The sequence below is a fragment of the Streptomyces sp. NPDC058534 genome, assembly GCF_042717365.1.
GTDB lineage: Bacteria > Actinomycetota > Actinomycetes > Streptomycetales > Streptomycetaceae > Streptomyces.
In genome coordinates, this window is the sequence record NZ_JBHXNW010000042.1 from 35,910 (window position 1) to 58,352 (window position 22,443).

The 22,443-nt window shown below is 71.2% G+C and carries 21 protein-coding genes; 8 read left to right on the forward strand and 13 right to left on the reverse strand.

Annotation, left to right across the window (positions count from 1 at the left end; translation table 11 throughout):
- Positions 1-57: 57 nt before the first annotated feature.
- The 11 genes from ACFWR9_RS24785 to ACFWR9_RS24835 form a co-directional block, all read right to left on the reverse strand.
- A complete protein-coding gene (locus ACFWR9_RS24785) occupies positions 58-246 on the reverse strand; it encodes a hypothetical protein (protein WP_199579408.1) in 189 nt (62 codons plus the stop codon).
- 79 nt (positions 247-325) lie between these two features.
- Entirely contained in the window at positions 326-2,446 is a 2,121-nt protein-coding gene (locus ACFWR9_RS24790; protein ID WP_383845819.1) for a chromosome segregation protein ParM, read from the reverse strand.
- A 201-nt stretch (positions 2,447-2,647) separates the two neighbouring features.
- Positions 2,648-3,064, reverse strand: coding sequence for a conjugal transfer protein TraB (locus ACFWR9_RS24795; RefSeq protein WP_383845820.1), 417 nt, complete (start codon positions 3,062-3,064; stop codon positions 2,648-2,650).
- A 14-nt stretch (positions 3,065-3,078) separates the two neighbouring features.
- Complete coding sequence (locus ACFWR9_RS24800; protein WP_383845822.1) at positions 3,079-5,319, reverse strand: ATP/GTP-binding protein; 2,241 nt, start codon at positions 5,317-5,319, stop codon at positions 3,079-3,081.
- Positions 5,320-5,472: 153 nt separating this feature from the next.
- Positions 5,473-5,709, reverse strand: coding sequence for a hypothetical protein (locus tag ACFWR9_RS24805; RefSeq protein ID WP_383845824.1), 237 nt, complete (start codon positions 5,707-5,709; stop codon positions 5,473-5,475).
- Entirely contained in the window at positions 5,706-6,197 is a 492-nt protein-coding gene (locus tag ACFWR9_RS24810; RefSeq protein ID WP_217246113.1) for a hypothetical protein, read from the reverse strand. Before ACFWR9_RS24810 ends, ACFWR9_RS24805 begins: the two co-directional genes overlap by 4 nt.
- Positions 6,198-6,404: 207 nt before the next feature.
- Positions 6,405-8,444, reverse strand: coding sequence for a hypothetical protein (locus ACFWR9_RS24815; RefSeq protein ID WP_383845826.1), 2,040 nt, complete (start codon positions 8,442-8,444; stop codon positions 6,405-6,407).
- A gap of 81 nt (positions 8,445-8,525) precedes the next feature.
- Positions 8,526-8,897: a hypothetical protein gene (locus tag ACFWR9_RS24820; protein WP_383845828.1), complete on the reverse strand. Its 372-nt coding sequence runs from the start codon at positions 8,895-8,897 to the stop codon at positions 8,526-8,528.
- A 109-nt stretch (positions 8,898-9,006) separates the two neighbouring features.
- Positions 9,007-9,198, reverse strand: a complete 192-nt coding sequence (locus tag ACFWR9_RS24825; protein WP_383845885.1) for a DUF5999 family protein — start codon at positions 9,196-9,198, stop codon at positions 9,007-9,009.
- 439 nt (positions 9,199-9,637) lie between these two features.
- Positions 9,638-9,904 carry a WhiB family transcriptional regulator gene (locus ACFWR9_RS24830; protein WP_383845830.1) on the reverse strand — a complete coding sequence of 89 codons (267 nt, stop codon included), beginning with the start codon at positions 9,902-9,904 and terminating at the stop codon, positions 9,638-9,640.
- Between the two features lie 797 nt (positions 9,905-10,701).
- Positions 10,702-11,085 carry a hypothetical protein gene (locus ACFWR9_RS24835; protein WP_383845831.1) on the reverse strand — a complete coding sequence of 128 codons (384 nt, stop codon included), beginning with the start codon at positions 11,083-11,085 and terminating at the stop codon, positions 10,702-10,704.
- 219 nt (positions 11,086-11,304) lie between these two features.
- Between ACFWR9_RS24835 and ACFWR9_RS24840 the strand changes: the two genes are divergently transcribed.
- From ACFWR9_RS24840 to ACFWR9_RS24855, 4 genes are all read left to right on the forward strand, one after another.
- The gene (locus ACFWR9_RS24840) at positions 11,305-11,634 is read left to right on the forward strand and encodes a putative quinol monooxygenase (protein WP_383845833.1); all 330 of its coding nucleotides are present in this window, start codon (positions 11,305-11,307) and stop codon (positions 11,632-11,634) included.
- Complete coding sequence (locus ACFWR9_RS24845; protein ID WP_383845835.1) at positions 11,631-12,887, forward strand: helix-turn-helix domain-containing protein; 1,257 nt, start codon at positions 11,631-11,633, stop codon at positions 12,885-12,887. The genes ACFWR9_RS24840 and ACFWR9_RS24845 overlap by 4 nt, the downstream gene beginning before the upstream one ends.
- 209 nt (positions 12,888-13,096) lie before the next feature.
- Entirely contained in the window at positions 13,097-14,134 is a 1,038-nt protein-coding gene (locus tag ACFWR9_RS24850) for an AAA family ATPase (protein WP_383845837.1), read from the forward strand.
- On the forward strand, positions 14,131-14,700 hold the full coding sequence (locus tag ACFWR9_RS24855; RefSeq protein ID WP_383845839.1) for a guanylate kinase: 570 nt from the start codon (positions 14,131-14,133) through the stop codon (positions 14,698-14,700). Before ACFWR9_RS24850 ends, ACFWR9_RS24855 begins: the two co-directional genes overlap by 4 nt.
- Before the next feature lie 7 nt (positions 14,701-14,707).
- Here ACFWR9_RS24855 and ACFWR9_RS24860 read toward each other — a convergent pair whose 3' ends face one another.
- Entirely contained in the window at positions 14,708-15,547 is an 840-nt protein-coding gene (locus ACFWR9_RS24860) for a DUF1932 domain-containing protein (RefSeq protein ID WP_383845841.1), read from the reverse strand.
- A gap of 4 nt (positions 15,548-15,551) precedes the next feature.
- Positions 15,552-16,202, reverse strand: a complete 651-nt coding sequence (locus ACFWR9_RS24865) for an HAD family hydrolase (RefSeq protein WP_383845843.1) — start codon at positions 16,200-16,202, stop codon at positions 15,552-15,554.
- A gap of 114 nt (positions 16,203-16,316) precedes the next feature.
- Here ACFWR9_RS24865 and ACFWR9_RS24870 point away from each other — a divergent pair, with 114 nt between their 5' ends.
- The 4 genes from ACFWR9_RS24870 to ACFWR9_RS24885 all read left to right on the forward strand — a co-directional run bounded on the left by ACFWR9_RS24870 (position 16,317) and on the right by ACFWR9_RS24885 (position 22,262).
- Entirely contained in the window at positions 16,317-16,622 is a 306-nt protein-coding gene (locus tag ACFWR9_RS24870) for a helix-turn-helix transcriptional regulator (RefSeq protein WP_383845887.1), read from the forward strand.
- A gap of 965 nt (positions 16,623-17,587) precedes the next feature.
- Complete coding sequence (locus ACFWR9_RS24875; RefSeq protein ID WP_383845845.1) at positions 17,588-20,143, forward strand: hypothetical protein; 2,556 nt, start codon at positions 17,588-17,590, stop codon at positions 20,141-20,143.
- Entirely contained in the window at positions 20,140-20,973 is an 834-nt protein-coding gene (locus tag ACFWR9_RS24880) for a DciA family protein (RefSeq protein WP_383845847.1), read from the forward strand. The genes ACFWR9_RS24875 and ACFWR9_RS24880 overlap by 4 nt, the downstream gene beginning before the upstream one ends.
- A 125-nt stretch (positions 20,974-21,098) precedes the next feature.
- Positions 21,099-22,262: a protein kinase gene (locus ACFWR9_RS24885; RefSeq protein WP_383845849.1), complete on the forward strand. Its 1,164-nt coding sequence runs from the start codon at positions 21,099-21,101 to the stop codon at positions 22,260-22,262.
- Positions 22,263-22,443: the final 181 nt, after the last annotated feature.

Here is a 22,443-nt window from a genome sequence, read left to right on the forward strand (position 1 = left end):
GAGGCGTCGAAGGCGCGGGGCGGGGTGGCGCCTTCGACGCCGGCGGCCGGGGCGGTTTCAGATGCTGGAGATCCAGCCGGTGACGGTGCCGATCGCGTCGGTGATGAGCGGTGCGGCGCCGGTGGAGGCGAGGAAGAAGCCGAACAGGCCGCAGGCCAGGGCCGGTCCGAGGCGTACGGAGCCGCCCCGGATGAGGACGAAGACGACGATGCCGAGCAGGACGACGGCGGAGATCGATACGGCCACGGGCGGTGTGTCCTTCCAGGTGTGAGCAGGGCCCGGCCGGTGTGGCCGGGCCCTGCGGGGGTTGGGGTGCGGGGGTGGGTCAGACGCCGGAGAGGTTCTTGATGGCCTCCAGCGCCTGGCGGGGCGAGGTGACCGCGTCGCGGCGCGCGGCGGACTTCCCGCCGCCGCGACGCTTGCCGCCGCCCTTCTTGGGCGCACCGTCGTCGTCGCCGTCCTCGTCGTCGCCCGGCTCCTTGCCGAACTCGCCGGGCCGGGGCGGCTCGGTCCAGTCGAACCACAGGTCCCGCGCTTCGAGCTCGCGGATCTCGTGGTCGGTGAGGGTGGCGATGACGTCGGGGAAGTAGTCGTCGAGGCTCTTCTTGAAGTCCATGTACAGGGTGCGCAGGACCTCGGGCTGCTTGGCTTCGACGATCCAGCCGGCGCCGCCAGTGTTGGAGTTGGCGGGCGGCTCGGGCTCGCCGCGCATCACCCGCTCGATCCGGCCCGCCTCCTCGGGGGAGAAGGAGCGAGGGAGGGGGTCGGGGGTGTTCTCGGACGGGATGCCCAGCGCCTTGAACATCGCGCCCACCTTGCCGGGCGCGACCTTCAGCACGACCGGGATGCAGTTCTCGCGCAGGTTCTCGCACAGCAGCTGCGTGAACCCGTCCTGCACGTAGATGGACTGGCCGGCCACCTTGATGCCGATGCCGTACTTGCGGCCCTTGACCGACACCTTCTCGGCAAGGTCCATGATCTCCGCTCCGTAGTCGCCGTGGCGGGCGGCGGAGAGGAACTCATCGAGGTAGGCGGAGAGCATCCGGTAGGGGCAGCCCGGCATGTTCGGGTCCCAGTCGTAGACCCTGCCGTCCTCCCACACCATCTCGCCGCGGATCTCCATCAGCGCGTCCAGCGCCCGCAGGAGCCGGATCATGTAGAGCGCGCCGACGCCGTAGCGGTCGGTGTACTCGCCCAGCTTGGCCGCCTTCTCGTCCGGGGCTTCCGCCGCCAGCCACACCACCGCGCCGAACAGGGCGTCGGCGGCGACGTGCAGGCCCATCAGCTGGGTCTTTCCGCCGCCGGACGGGGCGACGAACAGGCCGTGAGCCGCGCCCCGGTCGGTGTAGACGCGGTTGCGGGCGGGTTGACCGTTGCCGAGGTAGCCGGTCACCCACCGGCCGTCCTTGTCCGGGGTCAGCAGCTCCCGGGTGGCGGGGAAGAACCGTGCGAGCGGCGAGCTGTCCCACAGGGAGACCAGGACCTGGCTGCCGTCGACGGTGACGAACAGCCGGCCTTCGTCGTACTTGGTCTTCAGCGCGGCCGCCAGGGCGTGCTGGTTGACGCGCGGCTCGCCCGCCTCGTCAGGGACCTGGGCGATGTAGTGGGTGACCTTGCGCTCGTTGTCGCGGACTTCCTTGACGAACTCCGAGCCGGGCACGGCCCCGCCGGCAGCGCCGATCCGGTCGGCCCACCACTCGCGGGCGGTGGGGGCCTTGCGGCGCCGGTCGTTTGCGTTGGGGGTGACGTCGACCTCCCGCCAGGCGGGGCCGCCCTCGCGCCCGTGCTGCCGGACGACCTCCCTGATGGTCACGTCGGTGACGTCGACGCTGAACGCGGCGGCGATGTCGTCCTCCTTGAGGCCGGAGATGGCCCGGCCTGCCTCGGAGGCACGCAACAGCAGTGACAGGTCGTTGGGCATGCCGGGGTGCGGGGTGGCCTTGATGACGATGGTGCGGCCGGGCATGCCGCGGTTCTCCCACAGCCAGCGGACCTGCCGGGTGAAGGCGTCGGCGCCGTCGTCCGGCTGCGCAGGGGACGGCTCGGGCGCGGCGGGCTGGAGCTGCGGGGCGGGGGCCGGGGCGGCGAGCGCGGGCCGGTGGCCCCTGCGGGTGTGCCGGGAGAACGGCATCACGAGCAGACCGGCCGCCGCCCACCCGGCCGCCAGCAGAGCGTCCAGGCAGTAGGGGCCGAAGCCAACCGTGTGCCGGGCCGCGACGTCGATGGCAGCGGCGGCCACGAGCGGGGACCAACGCAGGATCTTGCGGCCCGTGCCGGGCTCGTCGCTCTTGTAGGCGAGGAACCAGCCACCGACGCCGGCAGCGCCCGCCAATTGCACGACCGTGTTGACGGGGCTGTCGGGGTAGAGGTTCGGGGCCGCGGCGAGGACCGGGGCGGCCAGGGTGTAGAGGGTGCGCTCCAGGGCGGCGCTGCGCGGCACGGACACGGGACGTTCTCCTTCGGGAGTGACGATTGGGGGGCCCCCGGGGGGGGCGCGGCCCCCCACCCCGGCCGCCCGGAGGTGAGGGGGGCGGGCTGGGGGGGGGGGGCCCCCTCGCCTGCTGGCGCGTGTCCCGGTGCGGGGCGTGGTGGGGCCCCCCGCGCTGGGGCTCCCCCCCCCCATCGGGGACTTCGGCGAGGTGAGGGGTCAGTGGGCGAAGAAGCCCGGCTTGGGAGTGCGCTCCCGCCTGCCGGAGCGGACGGTGTCCAGGCCCTCGTACAGCCGCGCGTGCGTACGCCGCGCCTCCGTGGCCAGGCCGGACACCTCCTGGGCCGTCTCGTGGAGCTTCTGGACCTCGGTGGCGGCGCCGCCCAGGGCGACGGCCACCTGGTTGGTCATCTCGATGAACTTGCGGTCCAGTTCGGCGTTGGCGATGTCGACGGCCAAGCCCTCCGTGCGCTGGGCGTTCAGGCGCATGCGGCGCAGCAACTGCTCCAGCTCGTCGCCGGCCAGGTCCATCGCGGTGCCCAGCGTCTTGAGCTTCTGCTGGACGGCCTTGTAGCGGTTGTCGCCGTCGGTCGCGGCGGCAGCGCCGCCGCCGGTGGTGGGCGCGAGGTCGCTCACGGCGAACCTCCTTCCTAGTCGTGGTGGGCGGCGGCGGAGGCGTGGGCCAGGCCCGCGTCGTCCATGGCCGCGATGTCCTCGCCGTAGACGCGGCCGACCGACACGGCGGCGATCCGGGCGGCCTCGGAGGCGATCTCGCACTCGGTGGCGCACCGTTCGGCGAGCTGCTTCATGCGGTCCGCGGCGTCGGCCAGGTCCGTGACCTGGTCGACGACCTCGGTGGCGATGTTGTGGTCGCCGACCAGGTCGGCCGCCATGTCCCGCAGGGCGTCGGCGACCTTGCCGAGCGCGACTGCCAGCTCCTGGGCGCGGTCCTTGTCGAGCGCGGCGGCGATCGCGATGTTCACGATCTCCATCAGGTACTCGCCGAAGGTGATGTCGGTACGGTGCTTGGCCGCCATGCCGGTCTGGCCCGAGGTGGGCTTGCTGACCTCCGATGCCACGGGGTCCTCCTGTGCGGTGGGTCGGGTGGTGCCGGGGCGCTGGGTGTGGGGCTCGGGGGCCCGGGGGAGGCTCGCCGTGTTCGTGACGGTGGCTCCGAAGGGGTCGGCCGCGTCTTCGACGATGACCGCGTCCGGGATGACTTCCTCAGCCTCTTCGGACTTCGGGGAGCGGGTCGGGCCGCCGGGGCGGTCCACCGTGACCTTCAGGTCTTCGGGCCGGAGCCGTGACGACTCCTCCGCCTCGGGCGGGGTGGCATCCTCTTCGGGCTTGGCGAAGAAGTCCTTGATCTTCTCCCTGAACGAGCGGTCGTCGCCGCTGTCACCCGTGCCCGGCGGGTCCTTGACGTCGTCGGGCTTGGCGCCGTCCTTCGCGTCCCTGTCGCCGGGGCTGTCAGACGGCTTCTCGCCGCCCTTCTTGCCGTCGTCCGGCTCCTTGGTCGCGGAGCCGTCCTTCGGCCCGTCAGACGACGACTCAGGGCCGTCCTTGGGCATCTTCTTGGTCGTGGCCTCGGAGCCCTTGGCGTCCTTGTCCCCGGTGGCGTCCTTGGTGTCGTCCTTCGCGGACTTGCCCTTCTCGGTTCCACGGCGCTTGTCCCAGCGGCGCTGCGCTTCCTCCGCCACGGCCGCACCGAGGGTGGTGCGGTCGTCAGCGGCCTTGGCGGCCTCCCGCTTGGCTCGCCTCGCGGCCTTCCGCTCGGCTTTCGCCCGGCGGCGCTCCTCGCGCGCCGCCTGGTTGGCGGCGCGGTCCTGGTCGCGGTCCTTGCTGCGGTCGGCGAGGTTGGCCGCCTGGTTCGCACTGCGCCGCTGCTGCCGAGCGGCCTGACGGGCGGCGGCGCGCTCCTGGCGGCCGCGGGCCCGTTCGGCCCGGGGACTGGCGGCCGGCGAGTCCTTCGACTTGCCGCCGTCGCCCTTCGAGCCGCCCTTGCCGGAACCCGAGTTGCCCGAGCCGTTCTTGCCCGAGCCGCCCGAACTTCCCTTGCCTGTGCCGGACTTGCCCGCACCGGTGCCTCCAGAGCCGTTCTGGCGGCCCTTCGGGCCACCGGACGACTCATTGCCCTTCGAGGCGCCCCCACGGCCACCAGCGGAGCGATCAGAGCCCTTCCCGGTTCCCTTGGGGGAGTTGCCGCCCCCGGAACCGCGACCGGTGCCACCGGACCCGTTCGTCCCCGAGCCCCGGCCGCCGCCGGTTCCGCCCCGGCCTGAGCCGCCGGAGTTGCCGCCGCCGCGTGAGCCGCCCCCGCCGCCGGCCTTCGAACGGCCGCCCTTGTCGGCGCCCATCCCGGAGCTGGAGGACCGCGCCGCGTCGGCCTTGCCGCGCGCCGCCGCCTTGTCGGCCTTCGATTTCATCTGTGCGGCGTGGAGCTTGGCGTTCTGCTCCATCATCGCGGTTTCCTCAGCGGTGCGGGCCTCCAAAAGCGCAGCCTTACGCGCTATTTCAGCCTCACGGAAGGGCGCTTCCCCGGCGTGCCGGTCCCGCGCCACTTCCAGCCGGTGTTCCAGCCAGTCACCGAGGCGATCGGCGAGAGAACGAGGCTGCTCGTATTCGTCTTCCTCGTATTCTCCGTCGTCGGAATCCGGGGCGTCCGGCATCCCCGTTTCCCGCAAAGCGGCTTCCGGGGAAATAGGCCCGCGAATAGCCGGGAGTTCCATTGTCGTCTCCGCAGGGGACTCCGGAGGGACCACACCGCCCGAGCCGCTGTCGGGCGGTTCGGAATAGAAGAGTTCCCCGCCGTCGGGAGCGTCCGGCATTTCGTCGGAATCGCTGTCCCGGGTGGGGAGGTTGATCACGTTGCTGTCGGTGTCGTCGGACACGCGACCCCTCCTCCTGGGCTTGACAGTCGGCCTCGGCCTCGCGTACACGCGTGCGCGTCACGCGCGGCACGCGTCACGCGCGGCACGCGTTGGGATCGCCGAAGGACCGTCTCCGGGATCGGGGACGGCCCTTCGTGATGAGATGCGAGGTAGCTAGCCGACGTGGCGGTTGTGGACGTTCTGCAGGGCCCGCACGACCTCACGGATGAACGCCGTGTCCCCGCCGCGGTAAGCCTGTGTTCCCCTGATGCTCACAACTCGGAGCCAGGCGTAGAAATTGCCGAGGTCGTTACCGTGCTGAGCGATCATTTCTTGCTTGATTTTCTGCTCATGTTTCGCACGGTTGAACGCCTTGCGCTCCGCTTTCGTGAGCGGGCGACCGGCACTCACGCCGACTCCCTGCGGTCCAGGTTGTAAATCGACGTGGGACCACCATAACCCATATTCGGGCTCTGTGCACCCTGCTGTCCCGAGCTCTCCGGGGCCGCCTGGAGCGGCGGGTTGTTCTTACGCGCCTTGAGCTGCGCCTTTTCTTTTCGGTTCTTCCTGACCTCCTGCACCTTTTCGTCGTGGGCGTGGCGCCTATGGGCGCTCTTTTCCAGCCCGGAACTAATGCTCTTGAGGTCGTTGAGAACGTCGTTCAGGGACTTTTCCACCGGGAAGGAGCGCAGGAAAGCCTGGCCCCACTTGTCTCCCTCCACGCGGGTCTTACGGCAGTGCAGGCGCGTCTCGCGCTGGAGGATCTCCAGCTTGGCCTGCATGTCCAGCACGACCCGGTTGAAGTCCGCGAGGTAGTGCGCGTAGGCGGCGGGGTTCTGCGCGATCTCGCGCAGCGCCGCGTTCGGGTCGTCGAAGAAGGGCTTGTCTTCGGTGCTCACGGGGTCCTCCGTGGGGGTCGGATCTGCTGTACTCGGGGGGCTGTTGACTGCTTCCGGCAGTCGCAGCGAGGGCCAGCCCGAATCCCGCGGGCTGGCCCTCACTGGTGTGTGCCGGACCGTGCGGTGCGCCGGCCTTTCCGGCGGTCCGCTGTGGTGCGGTGCGTCAGGGCGCGAGGCCCACCGGCGGCCGGTTGACGCCCAGCGATCTCACGAGACGTCGCGGAAGCGGGTCCGTGCGATCTCAAGGCGGCGGCCGGCGGTGGCGCGTGAGACACCGAGGACGTCCTTGGCTTCGTCCACTGAGACGGTCTCCGCGCCCTGGCGCCGGTACATGAGACTGAGCAGCGAGGTGATCTGCCCCTCGATCTCAGCGTCCCGGGCGAGAGCGGGGCGGCCGGTCTCACCGGAGCGCAGCGGAACCGGAGTCACGCCGTTGCCGGAGGAGTCCGTCTCAGCGTCTGACCTGCGCGTCTCACTCGCGTGAGACGTCGTCTCAGTCAGGCTCACCGGGCCGCTCATCTCAGCCGGACCGGTCTCAAGCTCCCGGCGGGTCTCACCCTCACCCGTCTCAGCAACGAGTGCCGGGGCGGTGCGCGGGTGGGGAACCGTCTCACCGAAGCCGGTGAGATCGGCGGCCCGGGTGTGCTCGGTCTCACCGGCGGGCGCGGTGCGCGTGGTCTCATCCGGCCCGGCGCCGCCGGTGGTGCCGGTCTCACCGGAGTCCGTCTCACCGGGCTCCTTGGTGATCTGGTGGATGCGCCACATCACCCACGGGGCGATGGCGGCGACGCCGACGATGAGCCACCACAGCGGGTCGCCCTTCTTGTCGACGCCGACCAGGCCGGCGTACGCGAGGTGGTAGATCGCGTTCGCGGCGACCATGAGGATCAGCGCGCCCGCGACGTCGCGGTGCCGGCGGAACGCCTGCACGACGTAGACGTCGATCGCCAGCGGCAGCGCCCAGGCGACCTCTGCGGGCCAGCCGCTCAGCTTGGCCAGGGCGAACTCGCCGGAGGCGGTGAGGACGATCGTCGCGCCCAGGGCCACGCGCGGCCCCCAGGTGTTGACGAAGTTCTTCCTCTTCTCCTGCTTCGCGATGAGCGCCTGGGCCTTGGTTACCTCCTCGCGGGTGGCCTCCAGCTCCTTCCACGCCGACTGCTGCTCGGTGCGTGCGCGGTTGCGGACCTGCTCGGCTTCCCGCTTGGCGTCGGCGACCAGGCGGCCCGCTTCCTTCTCCGCCGCCGTGATCCGCTCGGATGCGGCGGCCTCCGCGCTGGAGATGGCGCCGGCCGCCTTGGCCTCCGCGATCGAGCGGACCTTCAGGACGTCCTCCTCGGCGCGGGCCTGCGCGGCCTCGAGGACCTGCTGCGCGTCGCCGCGCGTGTCGTCGGCGTCCTGCTCCGCCTCGCGGAGGACTTCGGCGGCCTGGCCGCGGGCGTTGTCCAGGATCCTCGCCGCATCCTCTTCGGCCGTGGCGACGTCCTCGCGGGCCTGGGTGCGCAGCTGCTCGGAGTCCTTCTCCGCCTGCTGGCGCATCTCGGTCGCGGCCTCGCGGCGGGCGCGGGCGTCGTCCTCGGCAGCGGCCACCAGATCAGCGGCCCGCTGCTTGGCTTCCTCCACCAGGTGCGCGGCGTGCGCGGCGGTGGCGTCGGCCTCGGCCTGGACGCGGTCCTTGTCCTGCTCGGCCTCGGTGCGCAGCTGCGCCGCGCGGGCGCGGGCGGCTTCCACGATCCGGGCGGCCTCGGCTTCGGCCTCGGCTTGGAGCTTTTCCGCGGCCTGGCGGCGGCGGGCGAGGGTCTGCTCGGCCGCCGCCAGGTCGCCGTCGGCGATCGTGCGGGCGCGCTGCACGGTCTCCTCCGCCGACGCGATCTGCTCCTCGGTGAGCTTGCGCATCCGCATCGCCTGGTCCTTGGCGACGGCGAGGATGCTGTCCGCCTCCGCCTGCGCCTTCTGCGCGGTGCCTTCTGCGTCGGCGCTCTTCCGGCGGGCCTGCTCGATCAGGTCCTCCGCCTCGGTGCGCGCGGCGGCCAGCAGCTGGTCGGCCTCGGCGCGGGCGGCGGTCACGATCGCCTCGGTGTCGACCTCCGGCAGCGGCGCCGGGGTGGGGGCGGGCTCGGTGGTCACCGTGGTGTCGGCGGCCTCGTTCGGGCCAGCCGTCGCGGCCGTCTTGGTGGCCGGGGTGGTCTTGGCCCTGGTCGTCGTCTTCTTGGCGGGAGCCTTGCGGGCGGGCTGGCGTCGGGTGCTCACAGGCGGGGTCCTTTCTGGTGTGCGCCTGCCGGGCCGTCGCTTGGGGAAGGCGGCGGCCCGGCAGGGCTTGAGGGGGCGGGGTCAGTGGGGCGGCAGCTCCGGGCGCCGGTTGGCGGTGGCGGCCTTCTGGGTGAGCCAGGCCATCGCGGCCGCGGTCATGTCGTCGGCGGCGGCGTCGCCGTTCAGCGGGGCGGTGTCGATGTCGCGCATCGCGTCGGCCGGCGGCAGCAGCCGCATGTAGTCGCCCTGGACCTCACGGACCAGGCCTCCCGTCACCGGCAGCAGGTTGTAGCGGCACCCGCCGTTGGTGAAGCGCAGGACGGCGCTGACGCGGCAGACGAAGGTGTGGCCCGGCTCGCCGCGCCAGAACCGCTCGGGGTCGCGGTACAGCACGAAGTCGTCGACCTTGAACGCGGTGGCCGCCGCGGTGGCGGCCGGGGTGGAGAAGGGCATCCGTAGCTCCTCACGGATCACGCGGTCCGGACTGTCCGGCTCCCCGTCACCGCCCGACCCGGCCGCCACGGGATGGGCGGTCGGTGCGGGCGGATCAGGCAGCCGTCAGTCAGGCCGCGACCGCGAGGGGCCGGTGCGGGGCGACGACCTTGCCGTCGGGGAGCAGCTCGCCGGTGTCCTCGAAGAGCACGACGGCGTTGCACAGCAGGCTCCAGCCCTGCTCCGGGTGGCCGGCCACGACGACGGCGGCCTCGCGGTCCGGACTGTCGGCCGACGGGCACTTCGGGGTGTGCGTGCACAGCGAGTCCGGCAGCCGGGTGGAACCGGTGGCGGTCGTCGCGGTGTCGAGCTGGGTGCTGCTGCGCATGGGCTCTCCTGCGGGGATGCGGGCCCGAGACTCTCTCGGGCTGGAGGCGTGCGAAAGGGCCGGCCGCCGCCGCCGGCGGGCCGCGGCGCCGGTCGCCACCGCCGCTCGCGCCCCGCTGGGGGGGCACCCCCGCGCCCGCGGGCGCGCGGTGGGGGGGGGGCGCCCCTCCGTCGCGGTCGTCTCGGCGGTCTTCCTCGGCCCCGTCCCGGGGGGGGGGGGCGCGGCCCCGGCCTGGTGGAACAGCGCGGTGCGGGACGGAAGTTGCGTTCCCGTCCTGCGGAGCGGGGCGGTCAGCCGTGGGCGCGGCGGCCGAAGTCGTGGTTGTCGTTGGTCCGGCGGAGCTCGTCCTCCAGGCGCTTCTGGTCAGCGTCCGTCATGCCGTCGCCGCCTTCCTGGACCGGAGCCGGTTCCGGGCGGCACGGCGCTTCATCGCGCGCCGTTCGTCCTCGGACAGTCCGCCCCAGACGCCGTCGTCCTGTCCGGCCTCCAGCGCCCACTGCAGGCACTGCTCCATGACGGGGCAGCGGCGGCAGACGGCCTTGGCCTCCTCGATCTGGAGGAGTGCCGGTCCGGTGGTGCCGATGGGGAAGAACAGCTCCGGGTCCTCTTCGCGGCAGACCGCGCGGTGTCGCCAGTCCATGCCGTTCACTTCCCCTGCCGGACGCGGCGCAGGGCCTCGTCCATGTCCGGGTCGGAGTCGGTGTTCCCGAGCGGGCGTGCGATGCTGGGCTGCATCAGGTCCTCCAGTCAGGTCCTGGACAGCCCCGGAGGGTTCCAAGTCGCCGGGGCTGTCGTGCTGTTAGAGCGGGATCGTCCTCCGCGCTCTCCACCGCTCACCGACCGCCGAAGCGGGCGGTGAGCGACTGGGCAGCGCGGGGCTGCTGGATCTAAGGGGCGCGGTAGCGCGCCTGTCGCCTTCTGCAGGCGGTGCCGGGTCGGTTCCCGGTGCGTCATGTCGAGCTGTGACGCGCGCCGTGGTTTGTACGGCGCCTCAGCTGCGGCTTCACGCCACCGGATTGGTGGGTGCGACTGGCAAGGTCGGGCCGCGGGGACAAGGCTTCACCCGGCTTGCCTCGGGGGCGATCTGTCTCATCTCGCCACATGCTTGGGGCCACGCTGGTCGATCCGCTTGCCATCCAGCCGGTGGTGCATCGGTCTGGTCAGCTCCCGGTCCTTCCCCACGTTCCCGGTCGCCCGGAAACGGCTTTGCCTCGCGTAGGGGGAGAGCAGGCGTGCCTCTCGCGCCAGCCCCGCATGATCACTATTCAGTTCTCAAGAGAACGGCCGCTGCCTTTCACACCCCGACCGAGATCGGGGCCCCGAGATCGGGGGGTCCGGGCGGTACATCGGGGACCGAGGGTCCGGCTCCCTCATCCGGCGCCGCCCTGGGGGCGGTTCCGGGTGGGGGAGCCGGGTCCGTGAGGACCCGGCGGTGGATCAGGCCGCGAGCGGCAGAGGCTCAGCGGCGGTGGCCGGCGGCGCGGTGCGCAGCTGCGCGGCGTAGGGGAGGAGCACGTCGACCAGGCGCTCGCGCACCAGCTCGGTGGCGGTCGGGTCGGTGGCGACGATGTCGCGGGCGGCGAGCAGTCGGCTCTCGCGGGCCTCGATCGCGGCGATGGCGGCGGTGATGTCCAGGCCGTCCAGCTGCTCGTGGGGGAGCGGGCCGTCCTCGTACATCTCCAGCGGCGTGCCGAAGGCGACGTCCAAGTCCAGGCCGGCGAAGTCGGGGAGCGGCACCTCCACCGCCTCCAGGAGCGCGAGCGTCTCAGCGTCGAAGTTCTCGGTGGTGAGGCCGGCGGTGGGGCGGCTGGTGGTGTTCATGGGATGGAGCTCCCTTCGGTAGGAGCCCGCGCAGAGGCGGGTCAAGTGCGTTCGAGCAGGCCGAATAGGTGCCTTCTGGCAGCCCGTCCCTTGCGGGGTGGAACACTTTGGACAGTAGTAGCACTGTCAGTGCGAGTCAACACTTTGACTGCTATCTAGCACCACAGCTTTAGGTGTGAGAATGTGTGCATGCTTACGCGACGTGGAGAGGGAGACTTCGTGGCCAGCGGATACGCACTGGTGGTGCGCTTCACCCTGCGAGACAGCTCGGCAGCCCTGCAGTTCGACGACCTGGTCGCCCAGACCATCGAGGGCATCCGCACCGAGGCCGGCACGCTCGTCTACGCCGTGCACACACCGGTGGACGAGCCATTGGTCCGGGTCTTCTACGAGCTGTACGCCGACCGTGACGCGTTCCAGGCGCACGAGGACCAGGCCCACACGCGACGCTTTCTCGCGGCCCGCGAGGCGCTCCTGAGCAACGTCGAAGTGACGTTCCTCAACGAGTTGGAGGGCCTGAGCAAGCGCCCCGGAACGGAGCCGTCGTGAAGCCGACCGGTAAGGACGTCGATCCGCAGGATCGTGCCTTTGGGCAGCGCGTCCAGAGATTCCGGAAGGAACGAGGGCGAACGCAAGCTGAGTTCGCGGCAGCGCTCGGGAAGACCAGCAGTTGGCTTTCCCAGGTCGAGCGGGGTGTTCAGCCCGTCCAGCGCATGGACCTGCTCCAGCAGATCGCGGACGAACTGGGCGTGTCCGTACAGCAGTTGCGTCCCAGCGCTCCGTCAGATGGGCCATCACAGGCACCCACCGCTCAGTCGCTCTCCAACGATCTGGACGAGACCCGTCGACTGCTGTCCGGTCACCCGGCGCTTCAGACTCTGCTGGCTGTCGGCCGTGACGACTCCGGGGCGACGCGCGCCGTCGAATCCCTGCGGAGCGACGTCGATGACCTCTGGGACCTGACTCATGCAGGTCAGCTCGCGCAGGTCAGCACCCTCGCGGTGCAGCTGCTCCCCGAGCTGGAGCGGACGGTTCGGACAGCTCCCAACGACCACCAGGCGGAGCTTTACCTGCTGCTGTCCCGGGCCTACCAGGCCTTGTCCGCCGCGTTCGTACGACAGGATGAGGCGGATGCCGCCTGGGTAGCCGCCGACCGCGCGGTCTTCGCAGCCGAGCGATCCGGCGACCCTCTGCACGTCTGCGCCAGCGTGTTCCGCATGGTTCAGGCATTCGTACGACTTCGCAGCCTCGGACAGGCCGAACATGCTGCGCAGACCGCGATCAGCGCGCTGAATGAACAGGCCAGCCAATCGCCGGAATCCCTGTCCGTCCTCGGATCCCTGCATCTGGCCCTGGCTCTCGTCAGAGCCCGTGCCAGTGCGCGAACGGAGGCCAAGGAGGAAATCGCCAAGGCCCGCGCCATCGCCGCGCAGCTCAGGGAGAACCGCAACGACTTCAATCTGGAGTTCGGCCCGGTCAACGTGGAGATTCAGGCGGTCAGCACCGCTGTGGACCTGGGAGACGCCGGCGAGGCCCTGGACATCGGCCTCACCATCGACGCCGCCGAACTCTCGCCCGAGCGGCAGGGCCGGCTGCTGATGGACCTGGGTCGCGCCCATGCGCAGAGGCGCCACGGCGGCGAAGCTCTCGACTGCCTGCTGCGCGCTGAGGCCATCGCCCCCGAGATCATCCAGACCCATCAGGCCGCCCGCGCAGCCATCCGCGAGCTCGTCCTGGTGGCGGGGCCCAACGCGTCGCGTGAGCTGCTGGAACTCGCCGAAAGAGCTGATGCCCTGGACTAGTTCCGATCCGTTCCGGCCGTCGCCGTGGTGGTCGATAACCACTGGTGTGCACCCCCTGCCAACCGCGTCGTTGTGTGGGGCAATCACACCGGCGGCGGCGGAGATGGAACATCACAGAGGCTTGTCGAAGCCCGTACACAGCTTCATTCACGGGTTTTCAACATCCGCGTACACATGGGATTTGGAGCCCGAGCCCTAGGCTCGCGGCCATGACGATGACGAAGGGGCACGGGGTGGGGAAGCAGCGAGCGGGGTGGCGGCCGGATCGGCTACGAGAACAGCGTGAGGCTCACGGCCTGACCCTGGAGAAGGCCGGCGAGCGGCTGCGGGAGGTCGCGGAGCAGGCCAAGCTGAAGGGGATCCCGGCCGCGAATCCTCAGACTCTGTGGCAGCACGAGCAGGGCGAGGTCTACCCGGGCCCGCACTACCGTCGCGCCTACTGCCTTCTCTACCGGGCCACCGAGCCGGACCTGGGCTTCCGAACCGCTCTGCCCGGCGAAGAGACGTCGTTCAAGCTCACGCCGATGGAAGACCACCTCAACGGCGCGCACGTCCTGGCCGTCGAACGGGCCATCCACCGCATCTCGCCCGGCAGCGAAGACGCCGGGCACTTCGCTCTCCAGCAGCGCATCATCGACGCCTGGAAGCGGAGGCACACCGGCGGCGACCCGCATCGCCCTGTCCTGATCCTGGTCGGGGGCTACGCCGGGAGCGGCAAGACAGAGTTGGCGAGGTTCTTCGTCCAGCTCACCGGCTGGCCGCTGCTCGACAAGGACCCGCTCACCCGGCCGCTGGTGGAACGGCTCCTGGTCGCGCTGGGCGGCGATCCGAACGACAGGCATACCGAGCTCTACCGGGAGCGTGTCCGGTCGGTGGAGTACGACTGCCTCATGCAGTCAGCCATGGCGAACATCAAGTGCGGGATCAGCACCGTACTCTCCGCTCCGTTCATCGCGGAGTTGACCGACGCAGCCTGGATGCAGCGCCTGACCAACAAGGCCGCGGCTATGGGCGTGGACGTCTTCCCGGTGTGGGTCCGCTGTGATGAGGAGTCGATGCGGGAGTACATCACCTTCCGCTCCGCTGCCCGTGACGCGTGGAAACTCCAGCGGTGGGACGAGTACATGGCGACCATCGACCTCGAGCTGCGCCCGGCGGTGCCGCACCTGGTGGTGGACAACCGACTGGGCACGGCCGTGAGCCTCGCCGACCAGGCCCGGCAGGCAATGGGGGCGATGTACACGTGAATCCGAAGCAGGGCGTGATCCTGTACGGCCCGCCAGCGTCGGGCAAGGACACCGTCACCACTGCGCTCACCGAGCTGCACTCGAAGTACGCGCAGTTCGCCCGGCTCAAGGTCGGGACGGGCAAGTCGGCCGGCTACCGGATGGGCACCGCTGAGCAGCTGCACGAGCTGGAGGCCGCGGGCGACGTCGTCTACGCGAACGCGCGGTACGGCAACACGTACGCGATCGACCGGCCCGGAGTCGACGCAGCGTTCGCGGCCGGGGTGCCGGTAGTGCACCTCGGGCAGATCGACGGCATCCGCGCGCTGGTCGACGGCTGCCCGGCCGACTGGTCGGTGGTGCTGCTGTGGTGCCCGCGCGAGGTGACCGAGCAGCGGTCAGCGGGGCGCGGCGACAGCGACACCGCGGCACGCCTGGCGGCGTGGGACGCGACCCGCGAGGACCTGGACTCGCATCCGGGCATGGTCTGGGACCTGACCGTGGAGACCACGGCGTCGGGGCCGCAGGAGGCGGCGCGGCTTATCGACCAACTGCTGGTGCAGCGGGCGGGAGCGGCGACGGCATGAGTGCGGGCTACGGCTGGGCGAGTCGGTCCAAGGCGTCGGTGAGCGTGAGCGAGCCGTCGTCCTTGGCGTCGTTCCACCGTGCCAGCGTGGACGCGGCCGCGCGCAGCATCTCCGGCGGAAGGCCGGCGGCCGCGAGCGTGTCGGCAGCTTCCTCCAGCTCCGGGCCCCAGCGCCAAGCGCGGGCCGCTGTCTTGGCGACGTACTCCGGTTCCGCAAGGTACGAGTCAGTGCGCCGGGAAGCGACCTCGATGAGCTCCCGGTCGACGCCGTGCTCGCGTGCCATGCCGACCGCAAGCGCCACCAGCAGCCTCGATGTCTTCTGGAAGCTGGCGTACGACAACTTCAGCGCGGACGCCTTCCCCACCTCCGTGCCCAGAACCACGGCCTGGACCGCGGTGTCCGCGAACAGCGCCTCGATGCAGGGGGTCACCTCAGCGGGCCCGGACAGATACAGGGTCGGCGCCTTGCCGCCGACTGGCGGGGAGCCGACGACGCCGCCGTCCACGACGGTTGCGGTCGGCGAGAGCAGGGCGGCAATCCGCTGGGTCCGCACGGGGCTGACGGCGTTCGCCTCCACGTACACCCCGGCAAAGCGGTGCTCGGCGACGTCGTGGGCCAGGTCCTCGGCAGCGGCCGGCGGGCAGAGGCTGACGACGATGTCGCTGCGGTCCAGCAGCTCGGCTAGTTCGACCACCGGCGTCAGGCCGAACCGGACAGCGCGCGCCGCCGACGCGGTGCTGCGCCCCGTCTCGCACCAAAGGACCGCGTCCGCGTTGGTCGCGGCGCAGGCGGCGACGGCGGCACCCATGCTGCCGGGGTGGAGGATTCCGACGGTCGGCTGGTCCAAGGTGCTACTCCGAGGTCTCGTTGAGCAGGATGGTGATGGCGTCGGTGACGTCGTCGACGACGTGGTGCGCGGGGGAGAGTCCCTCGGGCCAGGGGCGGCCGCGCAACCAGATGGTGCGCAGGCCAGCCTGGTGGCCACCGCCGATGTCCCCAGTGGGGTTGTCGCCGACCATCCAGCCGCCAGCCGCGAGGCTGACCCCGCAACGGGTCGCCGCGAGTTCGAAAAGGCGCAGGTCCGGCTTGCGAATCTCCAGGTCACCCGAGACTGCGACGCCATCAATCAGGCCCGCGAGGCCGGTTCCGGCGAGCTTGGCGCGCTGAATGTCGCCAGCCCCGTTGGTGATGACGCCGATCGTCCATGCGGCTGCGCGCAGACGGGCAAGTCCCTCGAGGACTTCGGGGCGGCAGGTGACGGCGACCGCCATGAGACTGACGTAGTCCTGCCACAACTGCGCGGCCGACGCCTCAAGGCCGAAGACCTCCCGCAGGCGGACAAAGTCCGCCGCGTTCGCACGGTCGACCAGCTCGGTACGCAGCCACTGTTCAGCGTCCAGGGCCAGGGCGTGGGCCCGGCACAGGCCGCTCACAGCGTCGCTGAGCGCCGACTGCCGGTCGGCCAGCGTGCCGTCCAGGTCGAAGAATGCGAAGCGGGACACGGGCACGGACCCTACCGGGCGCGGAACGGAACTCAGCTCGCGCCGACCGCTTCTCCCAAACGGAGATCAGATCGTGTATCTTTCGTAGTTACAACGATCATGGAAGGCTTGGCTATGTCCGACTCGGACCGCTCGCAGCGGGTCGACGCTCTGCTGAACGGCCTGCCCGAGGCTCTGCCGTCTCCGCGTGTGCGCGCGAAGCTGCGCCTCGCGGCCGGCCTCACTCAGCAGGACATCGCGGACGCCGTGGGTGTGAAGAGGGTCGCGGTCACGCGCTGGGAGTTGGGCCAGACCAGTCCTCGACGCCCGCACCGCGAGAACTACTTGCGCCTCCTCAAGGGCCTCGCGGAGCGCTTTCCCGAGGCCGCAAAAGCGAATGAGGGCAGCGCGACGCCGTCCTCCGAAGGGGGGTCGGGATGACCTAGCGGCCATCGGCCGCGCGCGCCAAGAAGCGGGCTAACCTCCCGCTGGCCTCGCGCGGCCCGTCTCCGACCGGGCTCATAACCCGAGTCGGTCGCTCAGATCCCAGTTAGCGCTGGTCCTGAGCCGCGGCCTATCAAGCCGCTCATCTGTACCCGGCCCCTTATCAGGGCCACCCGAAGTCACCAATGCGGCCACCACAGCCACACCAGGCTCCGCCGGTGACGAGCAACACCCCGGTCGTAAGGCCGGCGCACTACCCGTTCCATCGCGGGCCCCCACCACAGGGGCTTCGCGATTCACCAGGACCAAGAGAAGAGGAGAAATCTCCCCCCTCCCGATCGGAGTCCGCCCGCTTCTCACGAAGGGGGCTTACCCGACACATCCACACATCTGGCAGATCCAGCCCGGAGGGGCTCGGGTCGGTCCAGCTATATGGAGAGCAGGTCGTTTCTCATAGTGCCCGAAGTGGTGTCCCCCTGTCAGCTCGACCCTGTCCGTTTCACCCCAGTTCAGGCGCGGCGGTCGTCCCGTGTGACGGGATCGGCGTACAGTTCGCCCACCTTTACGCGGTTCGTACCGGAAGTTGGATTTCCGGTAGGAAGCTACAAGAGCAGCGGTTTCAGAGCGTCCTCGAAGGTCTCGGTCGCGGCGTTGGCTGCCCCGCTCATGCACCCCCTCGCGGAGGTTTTCAACAACTCCGTCGACGGCGGCGCCCGCAGGGGCAGCTTCCCGTGTGGCGGGACGGTTTCCAAGATTGTTGCCCGCCGGGCGGGAGCGCCGGGGGTGATCGGGGCTCTGCGTCCTCTGTCCACAGGCCGCTCGGTGGTGGGTCGGTGGGTGGATGACGAATCGCGTGTTCCGGCTGCTCAGGGGGGTGTCCGCTTTGGCGTGTACACCGGCCCGATGACGATGCAGACGGCTTCGGCCCTGGTGGTGCCCACTGCTCTCGGGGCGGTGGGCCGATGAGCGCCGTGGCGGCACGGGCCGCTGCGTTCACGCGCCCCCGTACGGAGTTGTCCGTACCGGCCGGGCCGGTCCCGGAGCGGGCGGCGGGTCATCCGCTGTCGCTCGGGCGGGATGCCCGCGCCCGTCTGGGTGGCGCGGTGCGCACGCTGCTGGACCTGGCCGGCCTGGACGGTGCGCCGGACGCGGTGCGCCTGGCGGTGCTGGTGCTGGCGTCGCGGACGCCGTCGGAGACCGGTGTGGTGAAGATCCACACCTCCGAGCTGGGCCGGTGGATCGGCATGTCCGCGTCCTACGCGGCCTCCGACGTGGTGCCGATGCTGCGCCGCTCGGGCGTGGTGTCGGTGGAGACCGAGAAGGGCGAGTACCGCGAGGACATCGGCCTGGAGTGCAGGGTGCTGCCTCTGTGGGCGGCGCAGGATGTCGTCGGGCACCCGCTGAACCTCGGGAAGAAGGAGTACGCGACGCTGCAGCGGCTGCTGGAGGCCGTGATGGCGCCGGGCTGGAAGCACCGCGACGGCCGGGTGACCCCGGCCGGGCTGATCGGTACGCGTACCGGTCGGGGGGCGGCGACGGATCGTCTGGCGCTGCTGCTGCTGGTGCTGGAGGCGCGGGAGACCGGTCGGGTGCGGCAGTGCGGCGGGACGGTGGACACCAAGCGCGGCCGGGCCGCGGCGACGGTGGCCCGGCTGCTGGGGTGCAAGGCGTCGGCGGGGGAGCGGGTGCTGGAGCGCCTGGAGGACCGGGAGCTGGTGCTGCGGGTGCGGCTGAAGACGGGGTCCGGGCTGGCGAATCGGTCGCGGCTGATGGTGCCGGCGGTCGCCGCCGCGCACGGCCGTACGGTCGGCGACGACGTCCAGGAGGACCGTGCGGAGTCCCTGGAGCCCGGGTTTTCAGACCCCGACGTCGCGGCAGGGCCTGGTGAGGCGCCTGAGATGGAGAAGGAACCGCAGGTCAGCGGCGTGCCGGTGACGGATGTGGCGGATGTTGCAGATCCCGACGTTGCGGCAGCCCTTCACACTGACCACCCTCACCTGGATACTCCCGTCTCTTCTCCCGCTCTCTCTGGTGGCTTTTCCGGCGAAGTCCGTGGGGGTGAAGGCCGTCGGCCGGAGCGCGCGTGCGCGGGCGAGGACCGGGCCGTCGACGGCGAGGACGCCGCTGCCGGTTTGGTGTCGCTGGTGGCTGAGGACGGCCCGCTTCGCGGGGAACAGCCGAAGGAGTCCTCGGTCGATGAGCGGGGCGGGCAGTGTGCTGCCGGGGCTAGTGCGGGTGGCCGGTCGAAGGCCGTGGGCTGGGACAAGGCGCAGCAGCAGCGGAGGGTGGGTCTTCCGGCTCGTCCTGCTCTGCAGGTGGCGTTGGGGCCGGTCGCAGGGCTGTGGGTGCAGCTTTCAGGCTGGCAGCAGGACCAGGTGCAGGCAGCCGCGGAAGCGGAGATCAAGCGGTTGGAGGGCCTGCTGGAGCACCAGGGCGGCGGGCCGCGGCTGCTGGCCGACCGGCTCACCGACCGGCTGAAGGAGACCGGCGGCGAGGCCCTGGTCGATAAGCCGTACGGGTGGCTGATCCGCAAGGGCCTGGTGCAGCGCCAGGCGTGCACGGACCAGCGCTGCGACGACGGGATCCGGCTGGACACCGGCGCTGACTGCGAAATGTGCGGCAACGTGGCGCATATCCGGCGGGCCCGCCGCGCGAAGATCGCGACGCAGATCGACCGGGAGCTGCCCGGCCTGGGCGACAGCGAGCGCCGCCAGGTCCTCGAGGAGCGGCTTCGGGAGCAGGTGGCCATCGAGGCGGAGGACCTCGTGTGGCGTCAGGAGCAGGCCCGCGCGGAGCAGGCCCGCCGCGATGCCGCCCGTGCGGCTGCCCGGGAGCGGGCGGAGCACGAGCGCCAGGAGGCGGCGGCCGCTGAATCGGTGCGCCAGGCCCTGCCGTGCGAGGACTGCGGGCGGGACCAGGCGGCCGGGCTGTGCGAGGCGTGCGACCACCGCTGTCAGACCGAGACCCTGATCGGTGAGGCCGCTCTCTTCGCGGCGGCCGGGTCTGCCGACCTGTCCACCCCGGGCAGCGTCGCGACCGTCACCTCCGAGGCCCGGACGGCCATCGGCAGCGGCATCGCCACTGCGTGGGAGGAGTTCCTGCAGATCACCGACGTGGCTGCCCTGGAGGCCGATCCGGAGGCCGCGAGGGACGCGTACGCGTTCACCGCGTTCGAGACCGCACGGCAGGCCGTCCAGGAATGCCAGGACACCGCGCTGGCGATGCTGGGCCGGACCCAGGAGGCCGAAGCCGAGGCCCGGCGGGCATTCAAGGCTGAGCAGGGCCGTCCCTGGTTCCAGCACAACCCGACCGGCGCGGATGCCGTCGCCGCCGCGACGAAGGCTGCCGACGCGGCCCGGGAACGGGTGGCCGGGTACCTGCTGGTGACGCGGCTGGAGCAGCTGCGCGAGCACCACACCGCCCCCACCGAGACGGCCGCGGCCGCGCCGTGGACGGACAGGCTGCCGGAGCTCGCCGCGCGCCCGCTGGACGGCGACGCCGGGGCGGTGATCGCGTGAGCACCGCCCCGAGCGGGGTCGACCTCGCACGCCAGGCGTTGATTGCGGCCCGGGAGGCGGCGAAGAAGAACGGCGCCACCCGCCAGAAGCCGAAGCGGCGCACCGGCACCGTCGTACGTCGTGACGGGCGCGAGCCGCTCGGGCTCGGTGCGGCGATCGGCATGATGATGACCGAGCGCGGCATGGTCGCCCCGGCCGCCGGCGGATCCGTCCTCGCCCGGTTCGACGACATCCTCGCCGCGGCCGCGCCCGAGCTCGCCGGGCACGTCCAGGCCATGGGCTTCGACGCGGACACCGGCCGCCTGGACGTCACTCCCGACGCGTCCGCGTACGGCACGCAGCTGCGCTGGAAGGCCCCGAGGCTGATCGCGGCGGCCAACGAGAAGGTGTCCGGCGCGAACGTCCGCACCGTTCACGTCCTGGCGCCCGCGCCCGCGAAGGCCGGCCCCGCCACCGCGGCCGTCGCTCCGGCCCCGCAGCCGAGTGCACCCGCCGTGCCGGTGGAGCGCCGGATGCCCCCGGAGGGCTACCGCCGTGCGATCGAGGCACACCGTCAGGCCGCCCTGCCGTCCCTGGCCGACCCCGCTATCGCGGAGGCGGTGGAGCGGCAGACCGCCGCGATGCGGGCGCTGTCGCGCCGGGCGTTCCCCGAACCCGACGTCGTCGCGGACGATGCGCCGGCCCCGATGGAGCAGGCCCGCGCCCAGCGCCGCCGCCAGGCCGCGGCGACCGAGGCCGCTGCGCTGCGCCGGGCTGGGCAAGAGCGTGCGGCGCGGGAAGCCGGGACGCCAGCCATCGGCCCGTCGGCTGCTTTGCGAACCACGGCCTGAGCCGAAACGCGGTAGATCAGCTCCTCTGTTCCAGGTGGTTGTCCCGGCGTAGCGTGACGGGTACACGCCTGGTACACCGTGCGTCGCGGTGTGTACCGAGAGGGGGAGTCGTGCGGGCAGGGACCGTGCTGGACGGCCGCTATCAGCTGATCGAGGCGATCGGTGCGGGCGGGTTCGGGCAGGTCTGGAAGGCGCACGACCCCAAGGTCGACCGACTGGTGGCCGTCAAGGTCCTCACCGGCGACGGCAGCGCGGACAGCAGCCAGCAGTCGGCCCGCTTTGCCCGCGAAGCTGCGGTCGCCGGCAGTCTGTCCCATCCGCACATCGTCACCGTCCACGACTTCGGCTCCGCAATGCACGACGGACGGTTGCACGCCTACCTGGTTATGGAGCTGCTTCGCGGCAAGCCCCTCAGCGCCGTATTGAAGGACGGCCGGCTGCCTCTGCCCGATGCCGTTCGCACGGCCATCTGCATCGCCGACGCCCTGGGCACCGCACACGGCGCAGGCCTGACCCACCGGGACATCAAGCCGTCCAACATCATCGTCCGCCCCAACGGCCAGGCGACGGTGGTCGACTTCGGCATCACCAAGAGCAGCGACGAACGGCACGACATCACCACCAGCGGCGTCCTGATCGGCACCCCGGCCTACATGGCACCCGAGTGCTTCAACGGCACGTTCGACCACCGCTCCGACCTGTACTCGCTCGGGTGCGTGCTCTACGAGATGCTCACCGGGCACCAGCCCTTCACCGGGAACTCCTGGCACCTGATCAACCAGCACCTCAACGAGCAGCCGCCTCCCCTGATCAAGCGACGGCTCTCCACCCCGCCTCCCCTGGTCAGCCTCGTTGAACGGCTCCTGGCCAAGAGTCCTGGCGCCCGTCCAGCCGACGCCTTCCAGGTGATGCTGGCCCTCCGCGAAATCGACCGCCGGTACTTCGACGAGGGCCTGCCGAACCGTGGGCTGGACAGATACGTCCGCTCCGCCGTCAGCCCCCGCATCGCAGCCTTCGGCGCGGTCACGCACATTCTTCTGGCAGACCGGGCGCCCTGCCCGGTCTGTGCCCCTGAGCCTGGCGCGGGCGGCGCAGAGGGGTGTGAGTCCTGCCAGGGAACCGGTGAGGCTTCCGCAGAAACAACCCACAGGATCCGGATCCCCCCGGGGGTAAAAGCGGGGCAGCGACTACGCCTGAAAGGACTGGGCTGGCCGGGAAGGAACGGGGGCGAAGCGGGGGACCTCTTCGTCGTCGTACGGATTGAGGGGCAGCACGCATCTGGCCGGTAGAGCAGCCGTGAGGGCAACCTTCCGGTTTGACGGGTGCCACGGGTACTGCCACGATGGCGCTCCGCACAACGGCAGAGGTTTCAGAGAGCTCCACCGAACTCCCTCCCGCCGGCACCAACCCGCTTCACCGTGCATTCGGTGCGGGTCCGTGACCACCCGGTTTGACCGGATGTCACGGACG

Coding starts and splice junctions, on each gene's coding strand:
- ACFWR9_RS24870 (WP_383845887.1), top strand. CDS start 16,317: ATGTCCGACTCGGACCGCTCGCAGCGGGTCGACGCTCTGCTGAACGGC.
- ACFWR9_RS24820 (WP_383845828.1), bottom strand. CDS start 8,897: ATGCCCTTCTCCACCCCGGCCGCCACCGCGGCGGCCACCGCGTTCAAG.
- ACFWR9_RS24830 (WP_383845830.1), bottom strand. CDS start 9,904: ATGGACTGGCGACACCGCGCGGTCTGCCGCGAAGAGGACCCGGAGCTG.
- ACFWR9_RS24850 (WP_383845837.1), top strand. CDS start 13,097: ATGACGATGACGAAGGGGCACGGGGTGGGGAAGCAGCGAGCGGGGTGG.
- ACFWR9_RS24875 (WP_383845845.1), top strand. CDS start 17,588: ATGAGCGCCGTGGCGGCACGGGCCGCTGCGTTCACGCGCCCCCGTACG.
- ACFWR9_RS24835 (WP_383845831.1), bottom strand. CDS start 11,085: ATGAACACCACCAGCCGCCCCACCGCCGGCCTCACCACCGAGAACTTC.